This window comes from Actinoplanes sp. KI2, assembly GCF_025630775.1.
In the GTDB taxonomy this organism is placed as follows: Bacteria; Actinomycetota; Actinomycetes; order Mycobacteriales; family Micromonosporaceae; genus Actinoplanes.
The window spans coordinates 63,616-89,697 of sequence record NZ_JAOSZE010000037.1 but is presented as its reverse complement, the minus strand read 5'-3'; the positions used below and the strand labels follow the sequence as shown (position 1 = coordinate 89,697).

20 protein-coding genes are annotated in these 26,082 nt (G+C 72.7%); 11 read left to right on the top strand and 9 right to left on the bottom strand.

All coding sequences use genetic code 11. The features are described 5' to 3' along the window. Nucleotides 1–15 precede the first annotated feature (15 nt). From ODJ79_RS33690 to ODJ79_RS33680, 3 genes are all read left to right on the top strand, one after another. A complete protein-coding gene (locus ODJ79_RS33690) occupies nt 16–855 on the top strand; it encodes an alpha/beta fold hydrolase (RefSeq protein ID WP_263027678.1) in 840 nt (279 codons plus the stop codon). A gap of 99 nt (nt 856–954) precedes the next feature. Beyond that, entirely contained in the window at nt 955–1,320 is a 366-nt protein-coding gene (locus tag ODJ79_RS33685) for an ArsR/SmtB family transcription factor (RefSeq protein ID WP_263027677.1), read from the top strand. After that, nucleotides 1,317–3,017 carry a SulP family inorganic anion transporter gene (locus tag ODJ79_RS33680; protein WP_317620725.1) on the top strand — a complete coding sequence of 567 codons (1,701 nt, stop codon included), beginning with the start codon at nt 1,317–1,319 and terminating at the stop codon, nt 3,015–3,017. Before ODJ79_RS33685 ends, ODJ79_RS33680 begins: the two co-directional genes overlap by 4 nt. Before the next feature lie 123 nt (nt 3,018–3,140). Here the strand turns inward: ODJ79_RS33680 and ODJ79_RS33675 are convergent, their stop codons facing one another. The 3 genes from ODJ79_RS33675 to pgi form a co-directional block, all read right to left on the bottom strand. Then, nucleotides 3,141–4,478: a carbohydrate-binding protein gene (locus tag ODJ79_RS33675; protein WP_263027676.1), complete on the bottom strand. Its 1,338-nt coding sequence runs from the start codon at nt 4,476–4,478 to the stop codon at nt 3,141–3,143. Between the two features lie 67 nt (nt 4,479–4,545). Further along, nucleotides 4,546–5,610 (bottom strand): winged helix DNA-binding domain-containing protein, encoded by a 1,065-nt coding sequence (locus ODJ79_RS33670; RefSeq protein WP_263027675.1) that lies wholly within the window; start codon nt 5,608–5,610, stop codon nt 4,546–4,548. A 32-nt stretch (nt 5,611–5,642) separates the two neighbouring features. Further along, nucleotides 5,643–7,277, bottom strand: a complete 1,635-nt coding sequence (pgi, locus tag ODJ79_RS33665) for a glucose-6-phosphate isomerase (protein WP_263027674.1) — start codon at nt 7,275–7,277, stop codon at nt 5,643–5,645. A 137-nt stretch (nt 7,278–7,414) separates the two neighbouring features. On the opposite strand from pgi, the gene ODJ79_RS33660 reads away from it, so the two are divergent. Together ODJ79_RS33660 and ODJ79_RS33655 are read left to right on the top strand one after the other, a co-directional pair. Beyond that, nucleotides 7,415–9,400, top strand: a complete 1,986-nt coding sequence (locus ODJ79_RS33660) for a glycosyltransferase family 39 protein (RefSeq protein WP_263027673.1) — start codon at nt 7,415–7,417, stop codon at nt 9,398–9,400. A gap of 66 nt (nt 9,401–9,466) precedes the next feature. Beyond that, nucleotides 9,467–10,678, top strand: coding sequence for a benzoate/H(+) symporter BenE family transporter (locus ODJ79_RS33655; RefSeq protein WP_263027672.1), 1,212 nt, complete (start codon nt 9,467–9,469; stop codon nt 10,676–10,678). A gap of 124 nt (nt 10,679–10,802) precedes the next feature. Here ODJ79_RS33655 and ODJ79_RS33650 read toward each other — a convergent pair whose 3' ends face one another. The 5 genes from ODJ79_RS33650 to ODJ79_RS33630 form a co-directional block, all read right to left on the bottom strand. Further along, on the bottom strand, nt 10,803–11,198 hold the full coding sequence (locus ODJ79_RS33650) for a MazG nucleotide pyrophosphohydrolase domain-containing protein (protein ID WP_317620724.1): 396 nt from the start codon (nt 11,196–11,198) through the stop codon (nt 10,803–10,805). Further along, nucleotides 11,195–11,794, bottom strand: coding sequence for a hypothetical protein (locus tag ODJ79_RS33645; RefSeq protein WP_263027698.1), 600 nt, complete (start codon nt 11,792–11,794; stop codon nt 11,195–11,197). Before ODJ79_RS33645 ends, ODJ79_RS33650 begins: the two co-directional genes overlap by 4 nt. A 245-nt stretch (nt 11,795–12,039) precedes the next feature. Next, the gene (locus ODJ79_RS33640) at nt 12,040–13,203 is read right to left on the bottom strand and encodes an RNA polymerase sigma factor (RefSeq protein WP_317620723.1); all 1,164 of its coding nucleotides are present in this window, start codon (nt 13,201–13,203) and stop codon (nt 12,040–12,042) included. Nucleotides 13,204–13,206: 3 nt separating this feature from the next. Further along, on the bottom strand, nt 13,207–13,518 hold the full coding sequence (locus ODJ79_RS33635) for a YciI family protein (RefSeq protein ID WP_263027671.1): 312 nt from the start codon (nt 13,516–13,518) through the stop codon (nt 13,207–13,209). Between the two features lie 225 nt (nt 13,519–13,743). Beyond that, nucleotides 13,744–16,290: a putative bifunctional diguanylate cyclase/phosphodiesterase gene (locus ODJ79_RS33630; RefSeq protein ID WP_263027670.1), complete on the bottom strand. Its 2,547-nt coding sequence runs from the start codon at nt 16,288–16,290 to the stop codon at nt 13,744–13,746. 175 nt (nt 16,291–16,465) lie between these two features. On the opposite strand from ODJ79_RS33630, the gene ODJ79_RS33625 reads away from it, so the two are divergent. From ODJ79_RS33625 to ODJ79_RS33615, 3 genes are all read left to right on the top strand, one after another. Further along, nucleotides 16,466–17,644 carry a dipeptidase gene (locus ODJ79_RS33625; RefSeq protein ID WP_263027669.1) on the top strand — a complete coding sequence of 393 codons (1,179 nt, stop codon included), beginning with the start codon at nt 16,466–16,468 and terminating at the stop codon, nt 17,642–17,644. 37 nt (nt 17,645–17,681) lie between these two features. Further along, on the top strand, nt 17,682–17,951 hold the full coding sequence (locus ODJ79_RS33620; RefSeq protein ID WP_263027668.1) for a hypothetical protein: 270 nt from the start codon (nt 17,682–17,684) through the stop codon (nt 17,949–17,951). A gap of 86 nt (nt 17,952–18,037) precedes the next feature. Beyond that, complete coding sequence (locus ODJ79_RS33615) at nt 18,038–20,149, top strand: immune inhibitor A (RefSeq protein WP_263027667.1); 2,112 nt, start codon at nt 18,038–18,040, stop codon at nt 20,147–20,149. A gap of 449 nt (nt 20,150–20,598) precedes the next feature. On the opposite strand, the gene ODJ79_RS33610 is transcribed toward ODJ79_RS33615, so the two are convergent. Continuing rightward, a complete protein-coding gene (locus ODJ79_RS33610; protein ID WP_263027666.1) occupies nt 20,599–21,333 on the bottom strand; it encodes a cyclase family protein in 735 nt (244 codons plus the stop codon). A 117-nt stretch (nt 21,334–21,450) separates the two neighbouring features. On the opposite strand from ODJ79_RS33610, the gene ODJ79_RS47045 reads away from it, so the two are divergent. The 3 genes from ODJ79_RS47045 to ODJ79_RS33590 all read left to right on the top strand — a co-directional run bounded on the left by ODJ79_RS47045 (nt 21,451) and on the right by ODJ79_RS33590 (nt 25,992). Further along, nucleotides 21,451–22,296, top strand: coding sequence for a MerR family transcriptional regulator (locus ODJ79_RS47045; protein ID WP_317620722.1), 846 nt, complete (start codon nt 21,451–21,453; stop codon nt 22,294–22,296). Beyond that, a complete protein-coding gene (locus ODJ79_RS33595) occupies nt 22,293–24,950 on the top strand; it encodes a VIT domain-containing protein (RefSeq protein WP_263027665.1) in 2,658 nt (885 codons plus the stop codon). The genes ODJ79_RS47045 and ODJ79_RS33595 overlap by 4 nt, the downstream gene beginning before the upstream one ends. A 106-nt stretch (nt 24,951–25,056) precedes the next feature. Then, a complete protein-coding gene (locus ODJ79_RS33590; protein ID WP_263027664.1) occupies nt 25,057–25,992 on the top strand; it encodes an RICIN domain-containing protein in 936 nt (311 codons plus the stop codon). Nucleotides 25,993–26,082 lie beyond the last annotated feature (90 nt).

Below are 26,082 nucleotides of genomic sequence, written 5' to 3'. Positions count from 1 at the left end.
ATAATGTTCGCAGCCATGAGAACAATGGTCGGCGGGGTGGCCACCTACCCGCGAGGGACGGGCGGTCCGAGTGTTCTATATCTGCCGGGGGCGGGCCTGGTCGGGCTCGACTTCCTGACCGTGACCGAGGCGCCGGGCGCCACCCATCTGCTCTACGACCGGGGCGGCACCGGCTGGAGCGATCCCGTACCGCTGCCGCGCAGCGCGGCCGAGGTGGCGACGGAGCTGCACCGGGTGGCCGGCGACGGGCCGCACGTGCTGGTCGGTCACTCGATGGGCGCGGTCTACGCGCGCCGCTTCGCGCAGCTCTTCCCGTCGTCGGTGGCCGGGCTGCTGCTGCTCGACCCCGGTCACGAGGACCTCTTCGCGCATCTGCCGGCCGAGGCCCGGGCACTCAACGATCAGATGAAGCCCGACCCTGCGGCGCTGCCCGAGCTGACCGCCGAGCAGCGCGCCGCGGCCACGGCGGCCTGGGCGGAAATCCTGAAAACGTTTCCCGAGGGCGTACGCGACGAGCTCGTCGCCCATCATGTCGAGCACTGGCGCACCGGGCTGACCGAGTCGGCGAACCTGGAGAGCGAGGTCTACGACGAGCTCCGCGGTGGCGGCCCGATCCCCGACGTGCCGACGATCGTGCTCTCGGCCGGCGCCGGAAACCCGGCCTGGTCCTCCTTCGGCTCCCCCGAACTGGTCCGGCAGGCCCTCGACGGCATCCGCGAGCTGCACGGAAAGATCGCCGCATCGTTCACCCGCGGCGAGCACCGGGTGCTCGACGGCGCCACCCACCTGTTCCTGCACCTGGAGAAGCCGGAGGAGGTGCACGCCGCCCTGGGCGACCTGCTCGCCCGGCTCTAGACACGGCGGACGTGGCCCGAGTGAGCAGAACGTCAATTGAAGAATTTTTCAATTGATGTTATGGTGGCTGAGCGCTACGAACGTGAGGGGTGAACGCCGGTGCCGGTGCCGCTGTATCAGCTCAAGGCGGAGTTCTTCCGGATGCTCGGCCACCCGGTGCGGATCAGGGTTCTGGAGCTGTTGCAGGAGGGGCCGATGGCGGTGCGTGACCTGCTGGCCGCCATCGACGTGGAACGCTCCAACCTGTCCCAGCAGCTCGCCGTGCTGCGCCGCTCGGGCATCGTCACGGCCACCCGCACCGCCGACACCGTCATGTACGAGCTCGCCGGGCCCGACGTCGCGGAGCTGATGCGCGCCGCGCGGCGGATCCTGACCGAGCTGCTGGCCGGCCAGCAGGACCTGCTGACCGAGCTCCGTGACGACGAGCTTCCGGCGCAGCCGGCGAAGACCGGCCGGGCCGGGTGAAGGCGGCCGTCCTGGCCCGGGCCCTCGCGACCCGGGCCGCCTCCGTGCTGCCTGACCGGCGCGCCCTCGCCACGATCGGCCGCAGCCCCCGCAAGGACCTGCTCGCCGGGCTGACCGTGGCGATCGTCGCGCTGCCGCTCGCCCTCGGCTTCGGGATCTCCTCCGGCGCGGGTGCCGCGGCCGGACTGGTCACCGCCGTGGTCGCCGGCGCGCTCGCCGCCGCGTTCGGCGGCTCCAACCTCCAGGTCACCGGTCCCACCGGGGCGATGACCGTCGTCCTCGTGCCGATCGTGCACTCGTACGGCGTGAACGGTGTCCTCACCGTCGGCCTGCTGGCCGGCGTGCTGCTCGTCGGGCTGGCGCTGCTGCACGCCGGCCGGTGGATGGCCTACGTACCGGTCCCGGTGGTGGAAGGCTTCACCCTCGGCATCGCTGCCGTGATCGGACTCCAGCAGATCCCTTCCGCGCTCGGCGTGCCGGCCACTGCCGGCGCCAACCCGGCAGTGGTCGCGGCCCACGCCGTCGCCGACTTCGCCGCCCATCCGCACTGGGCCGCGCTCGGCGTCGCGGCCGGTGTGGCAACGCTGATGCTCGCCGGCACGCGGCTGCGCCCCGGTGTCCCGTTCTCCCTGGTCGCCGTCGCCGCGGCAACCATCGTGGCCGCCGCCGGGCACCTCCCGGTCGCCACGATCGGGCCCCTACCGGCCGGGCTGCCCGCCCCGTCGCTGTCGTTCTTCCAGGCCGGGCAGGTGGCCGCGCTGCTGCCCTCCGCCCTCGCGGTCGCGGCGCTGGCCGCCCTGGAATCACTCATGTCCGCGTCGGCGGCCGACGCGATGAGCGTCAGCGAGCGGCACGACTCGAACCGGGAACTGTTCGGCCAGGGCCTGGCCAACCTGGCCGTCCCGCTGTTCGGCGGCGTCGCCGCGACCGGCGCGATCGCCCGTACCGCCGTCAATGTGCGTACCGGAGCCGCGTCCCGCCTGGCCGCCCTGATCCACGCCGCCGTCCTCGCGGTGATCGTGTTCGCCGCCGCGCCCCTCGTCGCCGGGATCCCGATCGCCGCGCTCGCCGGAGTACTGATCGCCACCGCGATCCGCATGGTCGAGGTCGGCTCCCTGGCCGCGCTGGCCCGATCCGGCCGCGGCGAAGCTCTGATCATGGGCCTGACCGCGATCGTCACCGTGGCCTCCACCCTGGTCAACGCGGTCGCCGTGGGCCTGCTCGCGGCCGGGGTCCTGGCGCTGCGCCAGGTCGCGCTGGCGGCCCGGCTCGAGCAGGTGCCGCTGCACGCGGACCTGCCACCCGCCGACCACCACGAGGAAGAACAAGCCCTCCTTGCCGAGCACATCGTCGCCTACCGCATCGACGGCCCACTGCTGTTCGCCGCCGCACACCGCTTCCTGCTCGAGCTCACCGAGGCCGCACAGGTACGAGTGGTCATCCTGCGGCTGTCCCGCGTCTCCGCCCTGGACGCCTCCGGAGCGAAAGTCCTCGGCGACGCGATCGACAAGCTCACCCGCCGCGGCACCCTCGTCCTGGTCTCCGGCATCCGCGAGGATCACCTGCACCGGATGAACGCCCTCGGCGTCCTGGACGAGCTCCACGACACCGGCCGGCTCTTCGCCAACACCCCCGAAGCCATCGCCTACGCCCGCGCCCACCTGCACCACACCGGACTCATACCCCAACCGACCTGAGCGGCTACGGTCGCCTCGCCGTCGACGACATCGGGAAGTGCGGTGGGATCGGCGGTTGAGCGAGCTCAGGTGACCGAGCCGAGGTGGCGGCCGGCCGGTTGCGCCGGCCGGCCGCCGCTCGGGTCAGCGGCCCTCGAGCGACTTCACGTTGTCGCCGAAGGTCCAGGACCTCGAGCCGTCCCAGTTGATCGACCAGGTCATCAGGCCCTTGATCGAGCTGACGCTGCCGTACGCCTGCGACACCAGCGACGGCGTCATGTAGCCGCCGCCCGCCCCGGACTGCGCGGGCAGGCCGGGGACCTGCTTGTCGTACGGGACCCGGATCGTGGTGCCCTGGATGGTGAGCCCGTTGTTGAGGCACTGGGTCTGCACGGTGAAGCCCTGCACGGTCCCGGCCGAGTACGAGTCGCCCGAGCAGCCGTACATCGAGCCGTTGTAGTACTGCATGTTCAGCCACCACAGCCGGCCGTTGTCCACGTACTTCTTGATGATCGGCAGGTACGAGCCCCAGATCGAGCCGTAGGTGACGCTGCCGCCGGTCACGTACGCGGTCTCCGGCGCCATGGTGAGCCCGAAGTTCGACGGCATCGCGGCCAGCACCCCGTCGATGATCCGGATCAGGTTGGCCTGCGAGGTGGAGAGCGTGCCGATGCTGCCGCTGCCGGTCAGCCCGGTCTCGATGTCGATGTCGATGCCGTCGAAGTTGTACGCCTTGAGGATCGGCACGACGGTGGCGACGAACCGGTCGGCGACGGCGCTGGAGGACAGGTCGATGCCGGCCGCCGCGCCGCCGATCGACATCAGGATGGTGGCGCCGGACGCCTTGGCCGCGCACATCTCGGCCGGGGTGGACACCTTCACGCCGGCGTCCATGCCGTTCTCCCACAGGACCGTGCCGTCCGAGCGGATCACCGGGAACGCGGCGGCGATCACGTTGTAGCCGTGCTGCAGGATCCGGCTGTCATTGATCGGGATCCAGCCGAGCCCGGGGTGCACCCCGTTGGACGCGCCGTCCCAGTTCTCCCAGTAACCCTGCAGGACCTTCCCGGCCGGCCGGGATTTCACCGCGCAGGTGGAGCCGGTCGGCTGCGTCGTCGGCGGGGTGGTGGGGGCGGTGGTGGGAGCGGTGGTCGGCGGCGTGGTGGGTGCGGTGGTCGGCGCGGTCGTCGGGGGCGTGGTCGTCCCGCCGGTGCAGGCGCCGAGGTCCTTCCACAGCGACGGGGTCGCCGCCGGGTTCCAGCCCGCGCCGACGTAGGCCGTGTGCGTGACGAGCGCCTGATACAGGTGTCCGTTGTAGGTCACCTGCTGCCCGGCCGTATATGTAACACCCTCGGCCCAGACGGTGCCCGAGCACGCCACCGCCGCGAACGACGTGCCCTCCCCCGCGACGGCCACGGCAAACGCCCCGGCCGCCACCGCCACCCCTGCGACCAGCGCTAACACCCGACGACGGACGCCCATGGCAGTCCCCTCTCATCGACGAACATGTCCCACGATCCCCATATCGTGGCGTTCACATTCGTAAATATCAAGGGTTCTTAACAGTGAGCGGGACTCCGAGGAAGGCGGCGAACGGGGCAAGCGCTTTCTCCGCGGCGCCGGCGGGCAGCTTGGCGAGCGGCAGCACGGTCACGGTGACCCCGCGGGCGCCCAGCACCCGCTTCCAGGTGGCCACCACCCGGCCGTCTCGCACCAGGGTCGACTGGAACACGCCGTTGCCGCCGGGGATGATCGCGGCGAGATCGTCGGCGGACGCCATCAGCGACCGCTCTTTGTAGCCGAGCAGGTATTCGTCGAAGCCCGGCAGAGCGAGCCAGCCGGAGGCATCACCACCCGAAGCCTCCGCCGACATGATCATCTCGACGCCGTCGACGTCGACGACCGTCAGAGCATCCCCCGCCACCGCGACGCCGACCTTGCAGTCACTCATCGGCAGGCCCGTCCAGCCCGCGAAGTCCTTGCGTGTCGCCGGCCCGTGACTGCGGAAGTAGCGCAGCGCGATCAACCCGAGCGCCTCCTCCCGGGACGGTCGGCGGGGCGCCGACACCCAGTCGTCGAGCAGCACGAAGGTCTGCTCCTTGCCGACATGCGGGGCGATCGCCGACACGCCGCGCTGCGACGCGTACCAAAGCAGGTGGTAACCCCGCTGCCCGCTCACGTCGATGCCGCCCTCGGTCAGGGTGGCCATGCACTCGGATCGCGTCAGGCGCCGGCCGCCCGCCAGGGCGAAGCCGAGCAGGTCGACCGCGCGCTCGGCGGTCTGCGCGTCGAGCCCGATCTGGGCCCGCCGTTTCTCCGCCCCGGCCAGCTGCCGCGAGCCCATCAGGTCGAGCATCCAGTGGGCGTCCTCGGAGGGCACCAGATGCACCGTGCCACGCATCGGCCAGGTGCGCAGGACGTCGCGTTTCTCCAGCGCGGCATTCACGTCGTCGAGACTCCAGCCGGGCAGGCGCGCGCCCAGCGACCACAGGACGCTGTTTGCATCCTGCGCCTGCATCGCGCCGAACCATGACACGATCTCCTCCACCGAGGAGGGTGCGCCACGCAGGAGAAGGCTCGAAAGCCGGAGCCCCAGGGCCGTCCGCGAATCCATGAGACGACCCTAGAGCGTGGGTACGACAAAACTCAGGCGAGGCGGCCTCGCGCGGCGCGATAGAGGCGGATCAGGTTGTTCGTCGACGAGTCGTCGTCCGCGGCCGGCGCCGACGACGCGGTGAGTTTCGGCGCGAGCTGGTTGGCCATCACCTTGCCCAGCTCCACACCCCACTGGTCGAACGAGTTGATCTCCCAGCAGGTGCCCTCGGTGAACGTGATGTGCTCGTAGAGCGCGATCAGTTGCCCGAGGACCGACGGGGTCAGCTTGTCGGCGAGGATCGTGGTCGTCGGGTGGTTGCCCTGCATCACCCGGTGCGGCGCCACGTCGGGGCTGCTGCCCTCGGCGAGCACCTGCTCCAGCGTGCGGCCGAAGGCGAGCGCCCCGGTCTGCGCGAAGAAGTTCGACATGAACAGGTCGTGCATGCCGCCGATGTCGTGGTTGGGCTGGGCGAACCCGATGAAGTCCGCCGGGATCAGCTTGGTGCCCTGGTGGAGGAGCTGGTAGAAGGCGTGCTGGCCGTTGGTGCCGGGCTCGCCCCAGAACACCTCGCCGGTCTGGTAGCTCACCGGCGACCCGTCCAGGCGCACCGACTTGCCGTTGCTCTCCATGGTCAGCTGCTGCAGGTAGGCGGGGAACCGGTGCAGGTACTGGGAGTACGGCAGGATCGCGTGCGACTGGGCGCCGAGGAACGTGTCGTACCAGACGTTGATCAGCCCGAGCAGGGCCGGCACGTTGGACTCCAGCGGCTCGGTGCGGAAGTGCTCGTCGACCGCGTGGTAGCCGGCCAGCATGTCGGCGAACTGCTGTTTGCCGATCGCCACCATCACCGACAGGCCGACGGCGCTGGGCAGCGAGTACCGGCCGCCCACCCAGTCCCAGAAGCCGAACATGTTGGCGGTGTCGATGCCGAAGTCCGCGACTCGCTTCGCGTTCGTCGAGACCGCGACGAAGTGCTTGGCGACCGCCGCGTCGTCCTTCAAGGCGGCGAGCAGCCAGTTGCGGGCCTCGGTGGCGTTGGTGAGCGTCTCCTGCGTACCGAAGGTCTTGGAGACGATGATGAACAGCGTCGACGCCGGGTCCAGGTCGTGGGTCTTCTGGTAGAGGTCGGTCGGGTCGATGTTCGAGACGAACCGGCACTCGATCTCCGGCGTCTTGTAGCCCTTGAGCGCCTCGTAGGCCATCACGGGGCCCAGGTCCGAGCCGCCGATGCCGATGTTCACCACGGTCTTGATCCGCTGGCCGGTGTGCCCGGTCCACTCGCCGGAGCGCACCCTGTCGCTGAACACGCCCATCCGGTCGAGCACCTCGTGCACCTCGGCCACCACGTCCTGGCCGTCGACGACCAGCGTGGCGTTTCGCGGCAGGCGCAGCGCGGTGTGCAGCACGGCCCGGTCCTCGGTCACGTTGATGTGCTCGCCCGCGAACATCGCGGCGATGCGAGACCGCAGGCCGGCGCGCTCACCCAGAGCAAGGAGCGCGGAAAGCACTTCGTCCGTGACCAGATTCTTGCTGTAGTCCACGGTCAGGTCGGCCACGCGCACGGTCAACCGTGAACCGCGCCCGGGGTCGCTGCCGAACAGGTCGCGAAGGTGCACGGCCGAGAACTTCTCCGCGTACCCCTGCAGGGCCTGCCACTCGGCGCTGGCGGAAACGTGTTCGCTCATTGACCCAGTCTCTCCCTTGAACCCGGACTCTCGTCGCCATCCTGGCACGAATCGGAGCGTGACGTGCCGCGGCACTCATAGAGACGGCACAGGCCGGCCACAACCCGGCCGTAGTCGCCGCGCCGAAGGTGAATGCCATGACGACGTTGATGGAACGCCCACGGGTGGCCGCGCCGAGACACCAGGCACCGCCCTCGAAGAAAGTGCGGCGGTGGCCGGTCCTGGTTCTGCTCGCCGCGACCGCGGTGCTCTACCTGTGGGACCTGAGCGCCTCCGGCTGGGGCAACAGCTTCTATGCCGCGGCCGCGCAGGCCGGCGCGCAGAGCTGGAAGGCGTGGCTGTTCGGCTCGCTGGACGCGGGCAACGCCATCACCGTCGACAAGCCGCCCGCCGCGATGTGGGTGATGGGCCTGTCCGCCCGGCTCTTCGGGGTGAACAGCTGGTCAATTCTCGCCCCGCAGGCGGTGATCGGCGTGGCGAGCGTCTACCTGCTGTACCTGACCGTGCAGCGCTGGTTCGGCCGGAACGCGGCGCTGCTGGCCGGCGCGGCCCTCGCGCTGACCCCGGTGGCCGTGCTGATGTTCCGCTACGACAACCCGGACGCGCTGCTCACGCTGCTGTTGACGGCCGGCGGGTACGCCACCACCCGGGCGGTCGAGAAGGCGTCCTGGAAGTGGCTGGCGCTGACCGGGGTGCTGCTCGGCCTCGGCTTCCTGACCAAGATGATGCAGGCGTTCCTGGTCCTTCCGGCGTTCGCCCTCGTCTATCTGGTCGCCGCGCCGACCGGCCTCGGCAGGCGGATCCGCGACCTCCTGATCGCGGGTCTCGCGTTGATCGTCTCCGCGGGCTGGTACATCGCGCTGGTCTCGCTTTGGCCGGCTTCGTCCCGGCCCTACATCGCCGGCTCGACCAACAACACCCTCTGGGAGCTCGCGCTGGGCTACAACGGCCTGGGCCGGATCTTCGGAGGCGACGGGAACGGCGGCGGCGGAGGAAATTCCGGAAATGTCGGCTTCGGTGGGGCGGCCGGCATCGGGCGCCTCTTCGGGCAATCGATGGGCACCGAGATCTCCTGGCTGCTGCCGGCCGCGCTGATCGCCATGGTCGCCGTCCTCGCGATCACCTTCACCGCGCCGCGCACCGACCGGGCCCGCGCCGCGATCCTCATGTGGGGCGGCTGGCTGCTGGTCACCGGCGTCACGTTCTCCTACATGAGCGGCACGATCCACCCCTACTACACGGTCGCGCTGGCTCCCGCGATCGCCGGGCTCGTCGCCGTCGGCGGCCGGGTGCTCTGGCTCTGCCGTTCCCGCCCGTGGGCCCGCGCCCTGCTGGCCGCGATGGTCCTGGCGACCGCGGTGTGGGGCGCGGTGCTGATGGGGCGCGCGGACTGGCTGCCGGTGCTCCGCTGGGCGTCGCTCGCTCTCGGCGTACTCACCGCGGTGGTCCTGCTCGCACCCACCACCAGGCTGCGGAGGTTCGCGGTGGTCGCGCTCGTCGCGGCGATCCTCTCGGCCGGTGCTTCGGGAGCCGCTTACGCGGCATCGACGGCCTCGGTGGCCCATACCGGTTCGATTCCCTCTTCCGGTCCGTCGTCCGAATTTGGCGGTACGCGCGGCGGCGCGGCCAACCGCATGGGCGGCGCGGGCACCTTCGGGAGTCCGTCCGGGTCCGCACCCGGCTCGGCCGGCTCCTCGGAGACCGGCAGTTCCTCGTCCTCGTCCCGTGCCGGTGTGGCCGGGTCCACCGGGCCGGGTTCGTCTCCGGGCGGTCCCGCCAACGCCGAGCTGACGGCCCTGCTCAAGGCGAGCACCACCAAGTGGTCCGCGGCGATCAGCGGCGCCACCTCCGCCGCCGAGCTGGAGCTGGACAGCGGCACCTCGGTCATCGCCCTCGGCGGCTGGAACGGCAGCGACCCGAGCCCCACCCTCGCCGAGTTCCAGGCCTACGTGCGGGCCGGTCAGATCCACTACTACATCGCCGGCGGTGGCATGGGCGGCGGCGGCATGGGCGGCTCGTCCACCGACAGCTCGCAGATCGCCGCCTGGGTGGCCGCGAACTACAAGTCCACAACGGTCGGCAGCACCACGGTCTACGACCTGACCCAGGCCGCCACCGGCTGATCGGCCGCCTTACCCGGAGCCCCGTGCCATCCAGGCGCGGGGCTCGGTCCGTTAGCATCGCGGCGCATGACCTGGATACGCTCGGCCACCCCGCTCTCCGCCGTGACTGCCGGCCTGCTCGCCCTGGTCATCGGCGTGACCAGCTCCGCCGCCCTCGTCTTCGCCGCCGCCCGCGCGGCCGGCGCCACCGACGCCGAGCTGGCCTCCTGGATGCTCGCCCTGTTCGTCGGCATGGGGGTCACCTGCATCGGCCTCTCGCTGCGCTACCGGGCCCCGATCGTCACCGCCTGGTCCACCCCCGGCGCCGCCCTGCTGGCCACCGGCCTCACCGGCGTCAGCATGCGGGAGGCCATCGGCGCCTTCGTCATCTCGGCGGCCCTGATCACGCTGGCCGGCGTTACCGGCTGGTTCGCCCGGGTGATGAACCGGGTCCCGGTTCCGCTGGCGGCGGCCCTGCTCGGCGGCGTCCTGGTGCAGTTCGGCATCGGCCTGTTCACCCAGATGCAGCACAGCTTCGCCCTGGTCGTCGCCATGTTCGCCACGTACCTGGTGTGCCGCCGGCTGCTTGCCCGCTACGCCGTCCTCGCCGCGCTGGCCGCCGGTGTCCTGGTCGCCGCGCTGACCCATACCCTGCACCTCACCGGCGTGCAGCTGGCCCTGGCCAAGCCGGTCTTCACCGTCCCCGCGTTCTCGGTGCCGGTCGCGTTCGGCGTCGCGCTGCCCCTGTTCGTGGTCACCATGGCCTCGCAGAACCTCCCCGGCGTGGCCGTCCTCCGCAACGACGGCTACGACCGGGTGCCGGTGTCCCCGCTGATCGGCTGGACCGGCGCCACCAACCTGGTGCTGGCCCCGTTCGGCGCCTTCGGGCTCAACCTGGCCGCCATCACCGCGGCCATCTGCACCGGCCCGCAGGCCCATCCCGACCCCCGCCGTCGATATCTGGCCGGCGTCTGGGCCGGCATCTTCTACCTGGCGATCGGCCTACTCGGCGCCACGGTGGGCTCGCTGCTGACCGCGCTGCCGACGGCCCTGGTGCTGGGCATCGCGGGGATCGGCCTGCTGGGCACGATCAGCAGCTCCCTGACGTCGGCGCTGCTGACCGACCGCTGGCGCGAGGCGGCGGTGGTGACCTTCCTGGCCACGGCGTCCGGGCTGAAGCTGCTGGGGATCGGGTCCGCGTTCTGGGGGCTGATCGCGGGGCTGTTGACGGCCGTCGCCACCGGGGCCATCCCGCTCCGGAAGGCCAAGCCCGCGGAGGAGCCGGCGGCCGCGACCTGACGACAGCGGACGTCCGCGCGCCCCTCAGCCGGTCCGCGCGCCCCTCAGTCGGTCCGCGCGCCCCTCAGCCGGTCCGCGCGCCCCTCAGCCGGTCCGCGCGCCCCTCAGCCGGTCCGCGCGCCCCTCAATCGAAGAGCGCGGCCAGATCTGGCGGGCGGAAGTTGGGCCCCTTCTGGACCTTGCCGTCGCGGACCACCGGGCGGCCGTTCTCGTCCAGCTTGCTCATGTTGGCCCGGTGGACCTCGGCGATCACCGCGTCCAGGTCGATGCCGTGGGTGATCGCCGTGCCGTAGGCGACGTAGACCACGTCGGCGAGCTCGCGGGCCAGCTCGGCGAGCCGCCGCGGAGACGGGTCCAGCTGGGCGGCGGCGGAGGCCTCGGCCACCTCGCCGACCTCCTCGTCGAGCAGGCGCTGCCGGGCGGCCGCCCGCTCGGCGGAGATCGGGGTGGGCCGGTCGGCACAGTCCAGGCCGAACACCTCGTGGAACTCGCGGACCATCCGCCACGGCGACTCAGTCACGCCCGCACCCTACCGACGTCGGCGCGCAGGGTGCGAAGGGTGTGGCCGGTGGCCCGCTTGAAGAGATACTCGGCGCGCTCGTACGACAGGCGGGCCCGACCGGTGTGTGGACAGCGGTCACCCCCGGCGGACGGTGCGGGCCGGCGCCCGGTGAGGAACAGCGGGCCCGACGTGCGCCCCGCCACCAGGTCGGGCAGCAGATGCGCGGTGCCGGAGCGCCAGGTCACCCACCGGCCCCCGGAGCGGGCGCGGCGGTCCTCGAGGTCGAGGTCCTCGACGTTGAGGGCCAGGACGGCGGTCACCGATGCCGCAGACTCGTGGAGCAGGCGCCAGAGGACGCGCTCCCGCAACGGCTGGCTGGGCGAGTCGAGGATCCGGCCCAGCTCGGCGGGCGCGAGCCCGGACGAGGGCGAGGGGGTCTCGGTGCGGCGATCCAGGGCGTCGGCCAGACCCGGCAGCGAGGTCCAAGCCGCGAACGAGCGCACCGTGGCCCGGTGTCGATTCCATGTCTTGGCGGCGGCGCTCCCCCACGCGGTCGTGCACACGGTGGCGATCCGGTCGGCGGTGAGCTCGGCTAGGGGCAGGCTGTCGCCCAGGGCTCGCCGCAGCCGGGTGAACGTCTGCCGATAGGACCGCAGGGTGGACCGGTCCAGGTCGTCCCGGGCGAGGAACGCGGCAACCGCTCGCCCTAAGGTCGCCCCCGTTTCGGCGGCACCGGTCTCGGCGGCGTCAGTCTCGGCGGCGCCCCTCTCCGCGGCGCCGCTCTCGGCGGCGCCCCTCTCCGCGGCGCCCGCCTCCGCCGCCCGGCGGAGCAGGAACTGCTGCTCGGCGTGGTTGCGGGTCAGGCCGGCGGCCCGCTCGAACTCCCGGCGCGCCTGCTCGTGCCGGGACAGCCGGGCCAGCAGGTCGCCGCGAACGGCCGGCAGCAGGTGGTAGTCCCGCAGCGACGGGTCGGCCAGCAGCGCGTCCACCTCGGACAGACCGGACGCCGGCCCTGCGCGAACCCGATCGCGACGGCCCGGTTCAGCCGCACCACCGCGGTCGGCACCAGGCGAACCAGCGCGTCGTACAGCGTCGCGATCCGGGCCCAGTCCGTGTCGGCGGCCGTCCGCGCCTGGGCGTGACACACCGCGATCGCCGCCTGCAACACGTACGGTCCCGGCGGCGCGCCCAGCGCCCGGGCCCGTAGCATCGCCGCGAAGCCCCGCTTGATGAGCAACTGGTCCCAGCGTCCCCGGTTCTGCTCGTGCAGCAGGATCAGCTCACCGGCCGGGCCGATCCGGGCCGTCGCCCGGGACGCCTGCAACTCCATCAGGGCGACCAGGCCGTGCACCTCGGCCTCGTCCGGCGCCAGGGTGGCCAGCATCCGTCCCAGCCGCAGCGCCTCGCGGCACAGGTCGGCGCGGATCAGATCCTGGCCCTCGGTCGCCGAGTAGCCCTCGTTGAAGACCAGGTACACGACCTCGAGCACCGAGGTCAGGCGTCCGGGAAGGTCCGCATCGGACGGCCGGGCGAAGCCGGCGCCCTCCCGCGCCAGGGTCTGCTTGGCCGCGGCGATCCGGCGCACCACCCGCGGCTCGTCCTGCAGGAACGCGCGGGCGATCTCGGCCGCCGTCAGCCCGGCGACCAGCCGGAGGGTGAGCGCCACCCGGGCGTCGCGGGGCAGCGCCGGATGGCAGCAGACGAAGACCAGCCGGAGGACGTCGTCCTGCGCCTGGTCCTGCTCGGCCGGGACCTGCTCGGCGGCCGGGAGCCCGGTGGCACGCCGCTCGCGGCGGATGTGGTCGACGGCCCGGCGCCGGGCGACCGTGGTCAGCCAGGCGCCGGGGTTGTCGGGGATGCCCGTCGTCGGCCACTGCTCGAGGGCGGCGACCAGCGCATCCTGGGCGAGCTCCTCGGCCAGCCCGACGTCGTGCACGAGCCGGGCCAGCCCACCGACGATCTTCGCCGACTCCAGCTTCCAGACGGCGTCGATCGTGCGGTGGAGGTCAAGCTCGGGCGGCACGGGTCAGCCGCCGAAGACCTGCTGGATCGTGCTCTCGCCGTCGCCGACGATCTTGCGGAAGCGGCGGCCGAGCTCGATCGCCTCCTCCTTGCTGCCGACCTCGATCAGGGCGAAGCCGGCCGCGGCCTCCTTCGCCTCGGCGAACGGGCCGTCGGTCACGGTGATCTCGTCGCCGCGCGAGGCGAGCAGCACGCCGCCGGGCTCGAGGCCGCCGGTGGCGAGCAGCACGCCGGCCGCGGTGAGCTCCTCGATGAACGCGCCCATCTCGGCGAACAGCTTCTCGTCGGGGTGGGCGTCGGTCGGCTTCTGAATCATCAGGAATCGCATGGTGGGGCCGCCTTTCGAAGCGATGTCGTGGTGGTGCGGACATCCCTGCGTCGGTTCAGCGTAGCGACAGGGAACGGGGGTATTCCCTGTCGCATACCGGCCGGAAGGAGAGGCCGGCCCGCCGGGACAACCCGGCGGCCGCGCGCGGAGGGTGAGTTGCACTCAGGCGGCGCGCCGCATCGGGGACTCGGCCCAACCGTACGAAATAATGGTTCAAGCAGGAACGGAGAACGGCACGCCGCGTTCCAGCAGCGCCGTGGCGTCGGGCGTGGCCAGCGGGCGGGACAGCAGGAAGCCCTGGGCGAAGTCGCAGCCCATCTCCTGCAGGATCGCCAGCTGGGTCTCGTTCTCGATGCCCTCGGCGACCGTCTGCATGCCGAACCGCTGGCCCAGCCGGACGATCGTGCGCACCAGGGCCTCGTCCTCGGACTCGCCGCCGAGCCGGTCCACGAAGGAGCGATCGATCTTGAGCACGTCCATCGGGAAGCGGCGCAGGTAGGCCAGCGACGAATAGCCGGTGCCGAAGTCGTCCATGGCCAGCTGCACGCCGAGCGCCTTGAGGCTGACGATCCGGGCCAGGTTGTCGTCGGTGTCGGTGAGCAGCACGCTCTCGGTCATCTCGAGCACCAGCCGGTCGGGCGGCATCCCGGTCTCGGCGAGCACCTCGGCGACCATCCGGGCGACGTCGCCGGCCTCGAACTGGCGGACCGAGAGGTTGACGGCCATCTTCAGCGGGCGGCCCCAGGCGACCGACTGGCGGCACGCCTCGGTGAGCACCCAGCGGCCGAGCGGCACGATCAGCCCGGTCGCCTCGGCGACGCCGATGAAGTCCAGCGGCGACACCATCCCGCGGGTCGGATGCTGCCAGCGGACCAGCGCCTCGAAGCCGATGATCTCGCCGGTGCGCAGGTCGACCTTGGGCTGGTAGTGCAGCAGCAGCTCGTCCCGCTCCAGGGCGAGGCGCAGGTCGGTGGCGAGCTCCAGGCGGTGCACCACCGCGTCGTGCATCTTCTTCTCGTACGTGGCATAGCCGTTACGGCCGGTGTCCTTCGCCCGGTACATCGCCAGATCCGCGTCGCGCATCAGCTGCTCGATGTCCCCGGCGTCGGCCGCCGAGGCGACCCCGATCGAGGCACTCACGTGCAGCTCGCGGTCGTCCACCTCGATCGGCTCGGCCAGCGCGCCGATGATCTGAATGGCGACCATCTCGGCGTGGTCCCGGGCGTTGTCCGCCTCGATGATCACCGCGAACTCGTCGCCGCCCTGGCGGGCCACCACGTGCGGGGCGGGCAGCAGCCGGCGCAGCCGATCGGCGACCTGCAGCAGCAGGTGGTCGCCGGCGTCGTGCCCGAGACTGTCGTTGATCTCCTTGAAGCCGTCCAGGTCGAGGAAGAGGATCGCCACCCGCTCCGGCGCGCCGCGCTCGATCGCCTCGGCCAGCCGCTCCCGGAACCCGGCCCGGCTGGCCAGCCCGGTCAGCGCGTCGTGATAGGCCCGGTGACGCAGGCTCTCCTGCAACTCGTCGGCGTCGCCGATGTCCCGGGTGTTGAAGACCAGACCCCGCACGTACGGGTCGTCCAGCAGGTTCGTGATGGTCATCTCGCCCAGCCGGCTCCGGCCGTTCGCGTGATACATCATCATCTCGAAGGTGGTGGTGGCGCCGGGCACGTTCTTGACCTCGTCGATCGCCGCCGCGACCCGCTCGCCGACCTTACGCCCGGACACCTCGATGAACCGCCGGCCGAGCAGCGCCGACGCCGGGTAGCCGAAGATCCGCTCGACCGACTCGGACTGGTAGCGCACGGTCGAGTCGGCCTCGAGGATCGCCATCGAGTCGGTGCTCTGGTTGACCAGCGCGCGGAACCGCTGCTCGCGGGCCCGCAGGTCGGCGCGGCGCTCGGCGACCCGGTCCTCCAGGTCGCGGGCCAGCCGCCGGGTCTCCAGCATGAGCAGCGCGTGCCGGAGGATGATCAGCACGACGCAGATCGACCGAGCCCAGCTGCCGAGCGAGGTGGGCGTGCCGCCGTCGGCCAGGCGCAGGAAACCGGCGACCAGACCGACAACCACGACGGCGTACGGCAGGAGCACGGTCACCTCGTGGCGCTCGTCCCGCTCGGCCTCGACGTCCGCGCCCGCCTGCCCGCGCGCGGCGGCCAGGCCGAGCAACGCGAATCCGATCAGCGACCCGGCGTCGGCGACCCGGTGATACCCGGCGTCGGCGCAGCCGCTCGACACGGCGACGGTCAGCAGCGCGGCGCCGCCGAGCACCAGGGCCGGCAGGTCGAGCACGCCGCGGCGCAGCCGGGAGATCCCGGCCAGGGCGACGATGGCGAGGGCCACGTCGCCGACCGGGTGCGCGATCGGCACCGGCGCGTGCCGCAGTGCCGGGTCGAGCAGCAGCAGATAGTCGAGCTGGATCAGCGCGGCCGCGATCAGCACCGTATCCATGATCGACCGGATCGTCTCGAGCCCGGTCCGCCGCGGCATCGGCACCAGGAGCATCCCGGCCGCGGCCAGCGGAGCCATCGCGAGGTGGCCGAGGGCATGGTCGCCGGGCACGCCGCCGGCCAGCGCCGCGAGCCCGAAGGCGGCCCAGACGACGCGCATCCGGCCACGGCGTCGCCCGGCCCGCACCAGGCAGGCCGCGGACGCGCACACGGCGACCACGGCCACGGCGACGGCGGTGGCCCCGAACGCGAGGACGGCCGCCGGCGCGGCGGCCGGCACGAGCGCGGCGGGAAGCTGCCGCCTGACGGTCATGGCTTCCCTCCCCCGGGGTGCGATGCGCAGCGCGCCCCTGACGCGCCGTCGAGTAGGAGAATCGGGTCGCGCCCTGGGCACCTGAGAAATTCGGCGGTGACGGTGATCAGCTCAGGCCGCCCGGAATCGGGCGAACGGGTTGCGAGGACCCGCCGGGCGCGGTAGCCAGGTCTTCATGATGCTGATCATCGACGGGCACAACGACCTCCCCCTGCAGCTGCGCGCCCGCTACGGCTACCGGGTCGAGGGGCTGGACGAGTCCCGCCCCGGGCTGCAGACCGACATCCCCCGGCTGCGCGCGGGCCGGGTCGGCGGCCAGTTCTGGTCGGTCTACGTGCCGTCCGACCTGCCCGAGCCCGAGGCGGTCGTGGCGACGATGGAGCAGATCGACGCCGTGTACCGGATGGCCGCCGCGTACCCGGACGACCTCGCCGTCGCGTACAGCGCGGACGACGTCGAGCGGGTCATCGGCGAGGGCCGGATCGCCTCGCTGATCGGCATCGAGGGCGGCCACAGCATCGCCACCTCGCTGGGGGTGCTGCGCGCCTTCGCCCGTCTCGGCGTCCGGTACATGACGCTGACGCACAACCACAACACGTCCTGGGCCGACTCGGCGGCCGCCGAGCCCGCGGTCGGCGGCCTCAACGACGACGGCCGCGCCGTGGTCCGCGAGATGCAGCGGATCGGCATGCTCGTCGACCTGTCCCACGTGGCTCCGGTCACCATGCACGCCGCCCTGGACACGGCCTTCGCTCCGGTGCTCTTCAGCCACTCCGGTGCCCGGGCCCTCCACGACCACCGGCGCAACGTCCCCGACGACGTCCTGAACCGCCTCCGGGACAACGGCGGCGTCCTCCAGCTGACCTTCGTCGCCCCGTTCGTCTCCGCCGAGTTCGGCGCCTGGCAGGCCGCCGCCGACGCGGAGTGGGCCCGCCTCGGCCTGCCCGACCCGTTCCCGTCCTTCCCGCGTGCCCCGCGCCCCGCCGAGGACCCGGCCACCCTCCCGCCGCGCCCGGGCATCGACCCGGCGGCCGAGCCCGCCTTCCGCCCGTGGCTGGCGGCGAACCCCCGGCCGACGGTGACCGTCGCCCAGGTGGCCGACCACGTCGACCACGCCCGGGACGTGGCCGGGGTGGAGCACGTCGGGCTCGGCGGCGACTTCGACGGCACGACCGATCTGCCCGAGGGACTGTCCGACGTCTCCGGATACCCGCGGCTGCTGGCCGAGCTCTCCGCCCGCGGCTGGTCCGACGGCGATCTGGATCGGCTGGCCGGCCGGAACGTGCTGCGCGTGCTGCGCGAGTGCGAGCGGCTCGCTCAGGAGCCGCTCTGGCCGTGCTCGCCGGCTCGCTGATCTGTTTGCCGCCCTGTTGCGCGGGGTACGCTCGGTCATGCCCATCGGCGCTCAGCCGCCCGGTCGTCGCGGGACGGTCGGCGAGCCGTACAGCGCGCTGAACCTGCGGCTGGTCCTGGCCGCGTTCGGCTTCGTGGTCTGCACCCTGCTGGCGATCTGGCTGTTCCACATGGGCTGGACCGTGCCCGGTTGGCTGCTGCTCGCCTGGGCTGCCGTCGCCGTCGTCGACATGGTCGTCGTCCAGATGCGCCGGCGGGCCCGTAAACGCGCCGAGGGCGGTCAGGGCCACCACTCGCTGTTCGAATAGCGCGTGTTGGCTACCCCCGGCCCGCCCGACGGGTAGCGTCCCTTTTCATGGATCGCGTCCGCTTCGCAGCTTTTGCGGTATTCGCTTTGGCGACGTCGCTTATATCAGTCCCGGCCTCCGCCGCCCCCCACTCCGCGCGGCCGGGTGTCGCCTCCGACGTCCGCGAGCTCGATCGCACGCACTTCACCCTCGGCGGCAAGGCCCTGCCCGACCATCCGCGCTACCGTCCGCACCGGCGCCCGCAGTCGCGCGAGGCCTCGGCCGGCACCCCGCCGATCGGCACCCAGCGGAAGTGGCTGGGCCTCGACGACCGGACCGGCCGGTACTACCCGAAGACCTACCAGCTGCGGGCCGTCGGCAAGCACATCGAGGTGTGGGTCGCCGACGATCTGGCCTTCCCCAAGGCCGACTGCCGCAAGGACCCCGTCGAGGTCACCGACCCCGAGATCGCCGAGCTGATCCACCAGTTCGACGACAACATCTACCCGAAGGAGACGGCGTCCTTCAGCACCCCGCCGAACCGCGACGGGACCGACGCGACGATGGCCGGCGACTACACCGGCGACGGGGACAAGACCGTCACCCTGGTCGACAACGTCCGCGACGACAACTACTACACCTTCCCGACGGCGCAGACGTACATAGCCGGGTTCTTCTCGGCGCAGCTCAACGAGCTCTTCGACCGCAACGTCATGACCATCGACGGGTACGACTGGAAGCATCGCCTCGGCGCCGACCCGGCCGACGACCCCACCGACAACCTGTGCACCAGCCGCCCCGCCCACCCGTGGCTGTACGAGTCCACGTTCGCGCACGAGTGGCAGCACCTGCTGGAGTACTACGCCGACCCGGACGAAGTGCCCTGGGTCAACGAGGGACTGTCCGACTTCGCGCAGACGCTGGTCGGCTACGTCAACGGGCGGGCCGGCGTCGAGGACCGCGGCAACGACAGCCACCTCGTCTGCTTTCAGGGCTTCGGCAACGTCAAGACCAGGTACAACCCCAACCCGCGCAGCTGCGGCGGCCCGCAGAACTCACTGAACCTGTGGAACGAGGGCGCGGCGGACGACGTGCTCGCCGACTACGGCAACGCGTACGAGTTCATGATCTACCTGCGCGACCGGTTCGGCCTCGGCCTGATCTCCACACTGCACCGCGACAGCCTGCGGCAGGGGCTGGCCGGCGTGCAGGCCGCGCTGCCGGTCGGGACGGCCCTCTACGACGTGCTGCACGACTACCAGACGATGACACTGGTCGACAAGATCGTCGGGGACGGCGGCGGCCAGATGATCGGTGTGCCGATCGACCGGGTCACCGCGCCGAGCCTGCGCTCGACGATCAACCTGGAGAACCCCGCCGACTACGACTGGCCGGGCGCGGCGCCCAACGGCGCCGACTACGTACCGCTGCCCACGCCGCTCACCTCGGTCCAGTTCACCGGGGCGAAGACGCTGCCGCCGCTGCCGATGGGCTGGAGCGTGGCCGGCCGGACGCTGTTCTCCGGCGATGAGGACAGCCTCGACGCGCAGGCCGTCCGGCGGGTCACCGTGCCGGCCGCCGGGGCGGCGACCCTGAGCCTGGAGACCTCCTACGCCATCGAGGACGGCTACGACTTCGGGTACGTGATGGTCTCCACCGACGGCGGCAAGTCGTACCAGATGGTCGCCGGCGACCACACCAAGACCGGCCCGCTCGGCCCCGGCCTCACCGGCACGAGCGGCAGCGACACCGCCGCCCTCATCACCGCGAAGTACGACCTCTCGGCGTACGCGGGAAAGAAGGTCCTGCTGGGTCTGCGCTACGTCACCGACGGCTCGGTGAGCAGCGGCGGCTGGCACATCAACAAGATCACTCTCGGCACCCGGGTGGTGAACAACGGCACCACCCTCAAGGGCTGGCGCTCGCCCACGATGATCGTGCCGACCCGGGTGCACGCGTGGCACGTGTCGCTGGTCGGTATCGACGGCAAGCGGGCGCGGCTGGTGCCGGTGGACAAGTTCGCCGACCTCGCGGGATACCCGAAGGTGGTGGCGATCGTCGCCTACGACGAGCCGACCGAGCAGTACCGCCAGTACGCCCGCTACCGCCTGGTGGTCAACGGCGTGCTCCAGCCCGGCGGCGGCACCGCCATAGCACCCACCGCCACAGCACCCACCGCCACCGCACCCACCGCCACGGCCGCCACCGCTCCCGGCTGAGCCACCGCAACCCGCCGGCGCGGCCGCCGTCGCCCATAACTCCGGCCGCGCCGACCGCACCCGCCAGCCCAGCCGCCGTCGCCCATAACTCCGGCCGCGCCGACCGCACCCGCCAGCCCAGCCGCCGTCGCCCATGACTCCGGCCGCGCCACCTCCCCAGCCGTCACCCCGGACCCCGGCCGCGCCACCTCCTCACCCACCGCCACGGCCGCCGCCGCTCCCAGACCCGGCTGAGCCACCGCACCCGCCGGCGCGGCCGCCGCCGCCCATGACCCCGGCCATGCCACCTCCTCACCCGCCGCCATGGTCGCCGCCCCTCCCGACCCCGACCGCGCCACCGCACCCGCCGGCGCCCATGACCCCGGCCGCGCCACCTCCCCAGCCGTCGCCCCGGACCGCCGCGGCGCCACCTCCCCGGCCGTCGCTCCCGATCCCGGCCGCACCACAGGTCAGTCCGGCGGGATGATGCCGTAGATCAGGGCCGTCGAGCCGGCGCCCGCGCGGTTGATGTGGCCGCCGCAGACCACGTGCGCGCCGGTGGGCGGCAGGGCGGCCAGGTTGGCGAGCGCCTCGAGGCTGATCCGGTGCCGCTGGTAGATCAGCCGTGAGACGGCGTATGTGGTGTCGGTGGCGACATCGGGGCCGAACGTGTCGGTGCCGGTGCCGCCGCGCCGGCCCAGCCGGCCGCTGTCGATCAGCCACCGGACCGCGTCGAGGCCGAAGCCGGGCTGATGCATGGCGCCGGTGGCGTCGAGGTTGAGGTAAGCGTCAGTGCCCCACCTCGCGTCCCAGCCGGTCCAGATGATCACCACGGACTCGTCCGGGATGCGGCCGTGGCGGCGCTCCCAGGCCTGGAGGTCGGCGATCGTGACCTGGTAGTCGGCGTCCTCGGCGCAGCGCGGCCGCACGTCGATCTTCACGGCGGGCCGGAACAGGTCCTCGACGTCGAGGGCATCGGCGAGCGGCTCGCCCTGGTTGAAGTGGCCGGGCGCGCCCCAATGCGTGCCGGTGTGCTCGCCCTCGCGGACGAACTGCAGGTGGTAGCCGTCGCGCTCGACGGTGGCGATGGTCTCCAGCTCGAACGGCGGGTCGCCCGGGAAGACGCTGGTCGTGGCCGGGTCGTTGACGTGGGAGAGGCTGACCAGCCGTAGCCGGTCGAGCCGCATGCCGTCGTACGTGGTCATCGATATCGCCCCCGTCGGCCGCGGCCATGATCTCGCACGTCGCAGGCCATTTTCCTTGTTCCACTTTCCCGGGCTCAACCTTGACACTGTCACGATGACAGTGTCAAGCTGGTTGGCATGTGGACGTTGGACGAGTTGGTCGAGCGAGTGCGCGAGGCCCTGGCGGCGGAATATCCCGGCGCCCCCAACGGCCGTGTCCGCGATGTCCCCGACCGCCGCGCCATCCGGTGGTATACGACGATCGGCCTGGTCGACCGCCCGCTCGGCATGCGCGGGCGCACCGCGCTCTACGGGCCACGCCACCTGCAGCAACTGGTGGCGATCAAGCGGTGGCAGGCGCAGGGCCGCAGCCTCTCGCAGATCCAGGCCGACTTCGTCTTCCTCACCCCGCGCGACCTGACCGAGGCCTCCCGCGTCCCCCAGCACCTGCTGGGGGACGACGCGCCCGCCGCGGTCCCTGATGAGGTTGTCCGCCCACGTTTCTGGGCCGACACACCGGCAAAGGGAGAGACAACGACACAGGGAGAAACGTCGCCGCACGGGACTGAAACAACCGCCACGGTCGCCGCCGCCGGGCCGGCCGCCGCGGCCGGGCACGGCGTCACAGCCAGCGACTCGGCCGTGCACGCCGCCGCGGCCGGGCACGGCGTCACGCCCGCCGCTGCGGCCGGGCACGGCGTCACAGCCACCGCCGCGGCCGGGCACACCGCCGCACCCGCCACCGCCGGGCACACCGCCGCACCCGCCGCCGCGGCCGGGCACACCGCCGCACCCGCCGCCGCGGCCGGGCACACCGCCGCACCCGCCGCCGCTGCCGTGCACGGCGTCACGCTCGGCGGCGGCGCCATCCTGCTCCTGCCCCGCCCCGTTACCGACACCGGCCGCGCCGAGATCGCCGCGGCCGCCGCACCGCTGATGAGCCTGCTCGAGTCCCGTGGACTGATCGATGGGAGAACGCCATGACCTTTTCCGTCACGCCGATGAGCCCGGGCGAGCTCGACCGCGTCCGCATCCTGCCCGACGCCGGCTTCGGCAACCTGCACACCGACCGGGGCAACCTGCCGCTCGACCGGCTGGACGTCCGCGCCCGGATCAGCGGCGTGGTGGCCCGCACCGTTGTGGTCACCGAGTTCCTCAACGTGCACGACGACGCCCTCGAGGCCACCTACGTGTTCCCGCTGCCCGACCGGGCGGCCGTCACCGCGATGACGATGACCGCGGACGGCCGCACCGTCGAGGCCGAGCTGCAGGAGCGCGGCGCGGCCCGGGAGGCGTACGACGAGGCCGTCGCCGCCGGCCGGCGCGCCTCGATCGCCGAGGAGGAGCGGCCCGACGTGTTCACCATGCGGGTCGGCAACATCCTGCCCGGCGAGCGCGTGGTGATCGAGCTGAGCCTGGTCGGCCCGCTGCCCTTCGAGGACGGGGCGGCCACCTTCCGCTTCCCGCTCGTCGTCGCGCCCCGCTACGTTCCGGGCGTTCCACTGCCGGGGCCGTATGTCGGGGATGGACAGACCCCCGACACCGACGCGGTGCCGGACGCCTCGCGCATCACGCCGCCGGTGCTGCTGCCCGGGTTCCCCAACCCGCTGCGGCTGTCCATCGGCGTCGACATCGATCCGGCCGGCCTCACCCTCGGTGAGGTGCACTCCAGCCTGCACACGGTCACCGACGAGGAGGGCACGGTCAGCATCCGGCCGGGCGAACGGGCCGACCGCGACTTCGTGCTCCGGATCGGGTATGCGGGCGGCGGCCAGGCCGCGATCGCCGTCCCCGACGAGTCCGCCGACGAGCCCGAGGGCGTCTACCAGCTGGTGGTCCTCCCGCCCGACGACGACACCGCCACCGCCCGCCCCAAGGACGTGGTGCTGCTGCTCGACCGCTCCGGCAGCATGGGCGGCTGGAAGATGGTGGCCGCCCGCCGCGCCGCGGCCCGGGTGATCGACACGCTCACCACGGCCGACCGGTTCGCCGTGCTCACCTTCGACAACGTCATCGAGCGCCCGGCCGACCTGGGTGAGGGCCTCGTCGAGGCCACCGACCGCAACCGGTTCCGCGCCGTGGAGCACCTGGCCCGCGCCGACGCCCGGGGCGGCACCGAGCTGCTCACGCCGCTGACCGCCGGGCTTTCGCTGCTCGGCACCGGCCGGGCCGGCGAGGGTCGCGACCGGGTGCTGGTGCTGGTCACCGACGGCCAGGTGGGCAACGAGGACCAGATCGTCCACGACGTCACCCCGATGATCGGGTCGACTCGCGTGCACACCATCGGCATCGACCGGGCGGTCAACGCCGGCTTCCTCGGCCGGCTGGCCGCGCTCGGCGCGGGCCGCGCCGAGCTGGTCGAGAGCGAGGACCGGCTGGACGCCGCGATGGAGCAGATCCACCGCCGGATCGGCGCGCCGGTCGTCACCGACTTGACGGTGACCGCTTCCGGCCTGCGCCTGCTCGACGACGAGCGCACCCCGGCCCGGCTGCCCGGCCTCTACCCGGGCGTCCCGCTCGTGGTGGCCGGCCGGTTCGTGGGCAAGCCCGGCGGCAGCCTCACCGTGACCGGCCGCACCCGGGACGACCGCGAGTTCCGCACCACGGTAGAGGTGCGCGAGCGTGCCGAGCCGGCGATCACGGCCCAGTGGGCCCGGGCCCGGCTGCGTGACCTCGAGGACGCGTACGCGGCCGGCGACCGCGGCCTGGAGCAGCGGATCGTCGCGACCTCGCTGCGGTTCGGGGTGCTGTGCCGGTTCACCGCGTTCGTGGCCGTGGACAGCCGGGTGGTCAACGAGGGCGGCGAGACCCGGCGGGTGACTCAGCCGGTCGAGCTGCCGTCCGGCTGGGAGCTCTCCCCCGACAGCGTCGCCGTCGCACCTGCGATGGTGCGGCTGGCCTCGATCGCACCGGCACCGGCCCCACCGGCCGCGCCGGGCCGGGGTGGGTTCGCGCCAATGCGGGCCGACGCCGGCGGCCCCGCGCTCGACCGGCTCGCCGGCGGCGGCCGGGAGCACGCCGTTCCTGCCGGCGGCGCGGCGGTCACCCGCCCCGCGCCGATGCCGTTCGCGGCGGTGACCGGTGCGATGCGGGCCGGCAAGGCGATGGTCCCGGGCGGCGCGGTGCCGACGCTCGACCAGGTGCGCGAGATCGCCGCGATCGAGGCGATGCGCCTGCGCGATGCGGCCGGCCTGCCCGGCTACGAGCGGCGCGATCTGCTCGACGACCTGACCAGCCGGCTCACCGTCCTGCTCGGCTCGCTGCCGGGCGACGAGTTCGCCCCGCTGCGCAAGCTGATCGCGAAGCTCGGCGGCGACGGATCGCTGGACGAGAAGTGGGCGGCCGCCCTGGCCACGCTGACCGCGTTCGGCGGTGGCGCCGCGGCGGCCTCGGGCGGGGCTGCCACGGCGGCCTCCGGCGGGGCTGCCACGGCGGCCTCCGGCGGGGCTAACACGGCGGCCTCCGGCGGGCCGGCCGCGGCCGGCAGGGCTACCACGGCCGCGGGCGGCGGCGATACCGCGGCTGCAGGTGGCGGCGATACCGCGGCTGCGGGCAGCGGCGATACCGCGGCTGCCGGCGGCGGGGACGCCCCGACGGCGCACCAACGGCCCAGCCGCAAGCAGTTCTGGAAACGCTGAGAACGCGCGGAAAGTCGGATCTTCAGGGGTCGGCGTGTCGCGCGCGGGGGCGGGGTAGCTTGGACGGTCGATCGTCTCTTGGCGGCTCGATGGCGGCGGGTGAATCGTGACGGACGACCACGGCGAGGTGCAGGATCCTCTGCTCGTCCGTCCCTACCTGCACCAAGACGCCGAGGCCCCCGCCGCCGACCGGTCCACTCAGACCTGGCCGTCGGCCACCACCCGCGAGGTCCGCTCGCAGCGCGCTCTCGAGGGTGCCGACGACCCCACCGCGATCTTCCCGATCGTGCCACCCGATGCGGTCCGCCGTCGTGTGCCGCGCCGCCTGCTCGTGGTGCTCGCCGTCTGTGCCGTCGGCCTGCTCGGCTTGGCCGCCGCCGGGTTCGCTGCGATGCGCGCCACCCAGCCGGCGGTCACGGCGGCCGGGCAGCCGGGGGCCCCGGTGCCGGCCCTGACCGGGCCGCTCCCGGCTTCCCCGGCCGCGGCGCCGACCAGTGCCGCGGCGACGCCGACGCACCGGGCCTCGGGCCGCCGCTCGCCCCCTTCGACCGCGGCGAGCGCGGCGAGCACGGGGAGCACGGGGAGCACCAGTAAACCGGCCGGCACCGCGTCCGCCCAGGCGGTCAACGGCAAGACGAGCGCACCGCCCGCCGCGATCGCACCCAAGCCGCCTGCCGCGCGCACCGGCACGATCCGCGGTCAGAACGGCCTGTGCCTCGACCTCAACGGCGGCGTGGCGGTCGACTTCAACCACGTCCAGGTCGCCGACTGCAACAGCACCGCCGCGCAGATCTGGACCCTCGCCACCGACGGCACGCTGCGCGTCGAGGGCATGTGCGCGCTGGTCGTGGGTGACGGCTCCGTCCAGATCGTCACCTGCGACGGGCGCACCACCGCCCAGTGGCGCGTGTCCGGCCAACTCCTGGTCAACGCCGCCGACAGCGAATGCCTCGCCGACCCGTCCGGCGGCAACCGGTCCGGCACCGCCGTCAAGGTCGCCACCTGCGACGGCAGTGCCGGCCAGCGCTGGTCCCTCCCCTGACGGCACACCCCTTCCGGGACGTGGCCGACGCCGGCCGCGGCCGGTGCCTCACCCAGAGGCGGCCGACGCTGATCGCTGCGCCCGCCGAGC

Coding starts and splice junctions, on each gene's coding strand:
- ODJ79_RS47045 (WP_317620722.1), top strand. CDS start 21,451: ATGTGGACGTTGGACGAGTTGGTCGAGCGAGTGCGCGAGGCCCTGGCG.
- ODJ79_RS33620 (WP_263027668.1), top strand. CDS start 17,682: ATGCCCATCGGCGCTCAGCCGCCCGGTCGTCGCGGGACGGTCGGCGAG.
- ODJ79_RS33690 (WP_263027678.1), top strand. CDS start 16: ATGAGAACAATGGTCGGCGGGGTGGCCACCTACCCGCGAGGGACGGGC.
- ODJ79_RS33625 (WP_263027669.1), top strand. CDS start 16,466: ATGATGCTGATCATCGACGGGCACAACGACCTCCCCCTGCAGCTGCGC.
- ODJ79_RS33675 (WP_263027676.1), bottom strand. CDS start 4,478: ATGGGCGTCCGTCGTCGGGTGTTAGCGCTGGTCGCAGGGGTGGCGGTG.
- ODJ79_RS33655 (WP_263027672.1), top strand. CDS start 9,467: ATGACCTGGATACGCTCGGCCACCCCGCTCTCCGCCGTGACTGCCGGC.
- ODJ79_RS33595 (WP_263027665.1), top strand. CDS start 22,293: ATGACCTTTTCCGTCACGCCGATGAGCCCGGGCGAGCTCGACCGCGTC.
- ODJ79_RS33660 (WP_263027673.1), top strand. CDS start 7,415: ATGACGACGTTGATGGAACGCCCACGGGTGGCCGCGCCGAGACACCAG.
- ODJ79_RS33610 (WP_263027666.1), bottom strand. CDS start 21,333: ATGACCACGTACGACGGCATGCGGCTCGACCGGCTACGGCTGGTCAGC.
- ODJ79_RS33630 (WP_263027670.1), bottom strand. CDS start 16,290: ATGACCGTCAGGCGGCAGCTTCCCGCCGCGCTCGTGCCGGCCGCCGCG.
- ODJ79_RS33635 (WP_263027671.1), bottom strand. CDS start 13,518: ATGATTCAGAAGCCGACCGACGCCCACCCCGACGAGAAGCTGTTCGCC.
- pgi (WP_263027674.1), bottom strand. CDS start 7,277: ATGAGCGAACACGTTTCCGCCAGCGCCGAGTGGCAGGCCCTGCAGGGG.
- ODJ79_RS33670 (WP_263027675.1), bottom strand. CDS start 5,610: ATGGATTCGCGGACGGCCCTGGGGCTCCGGCTTTCGAGCCTTCTCCTG.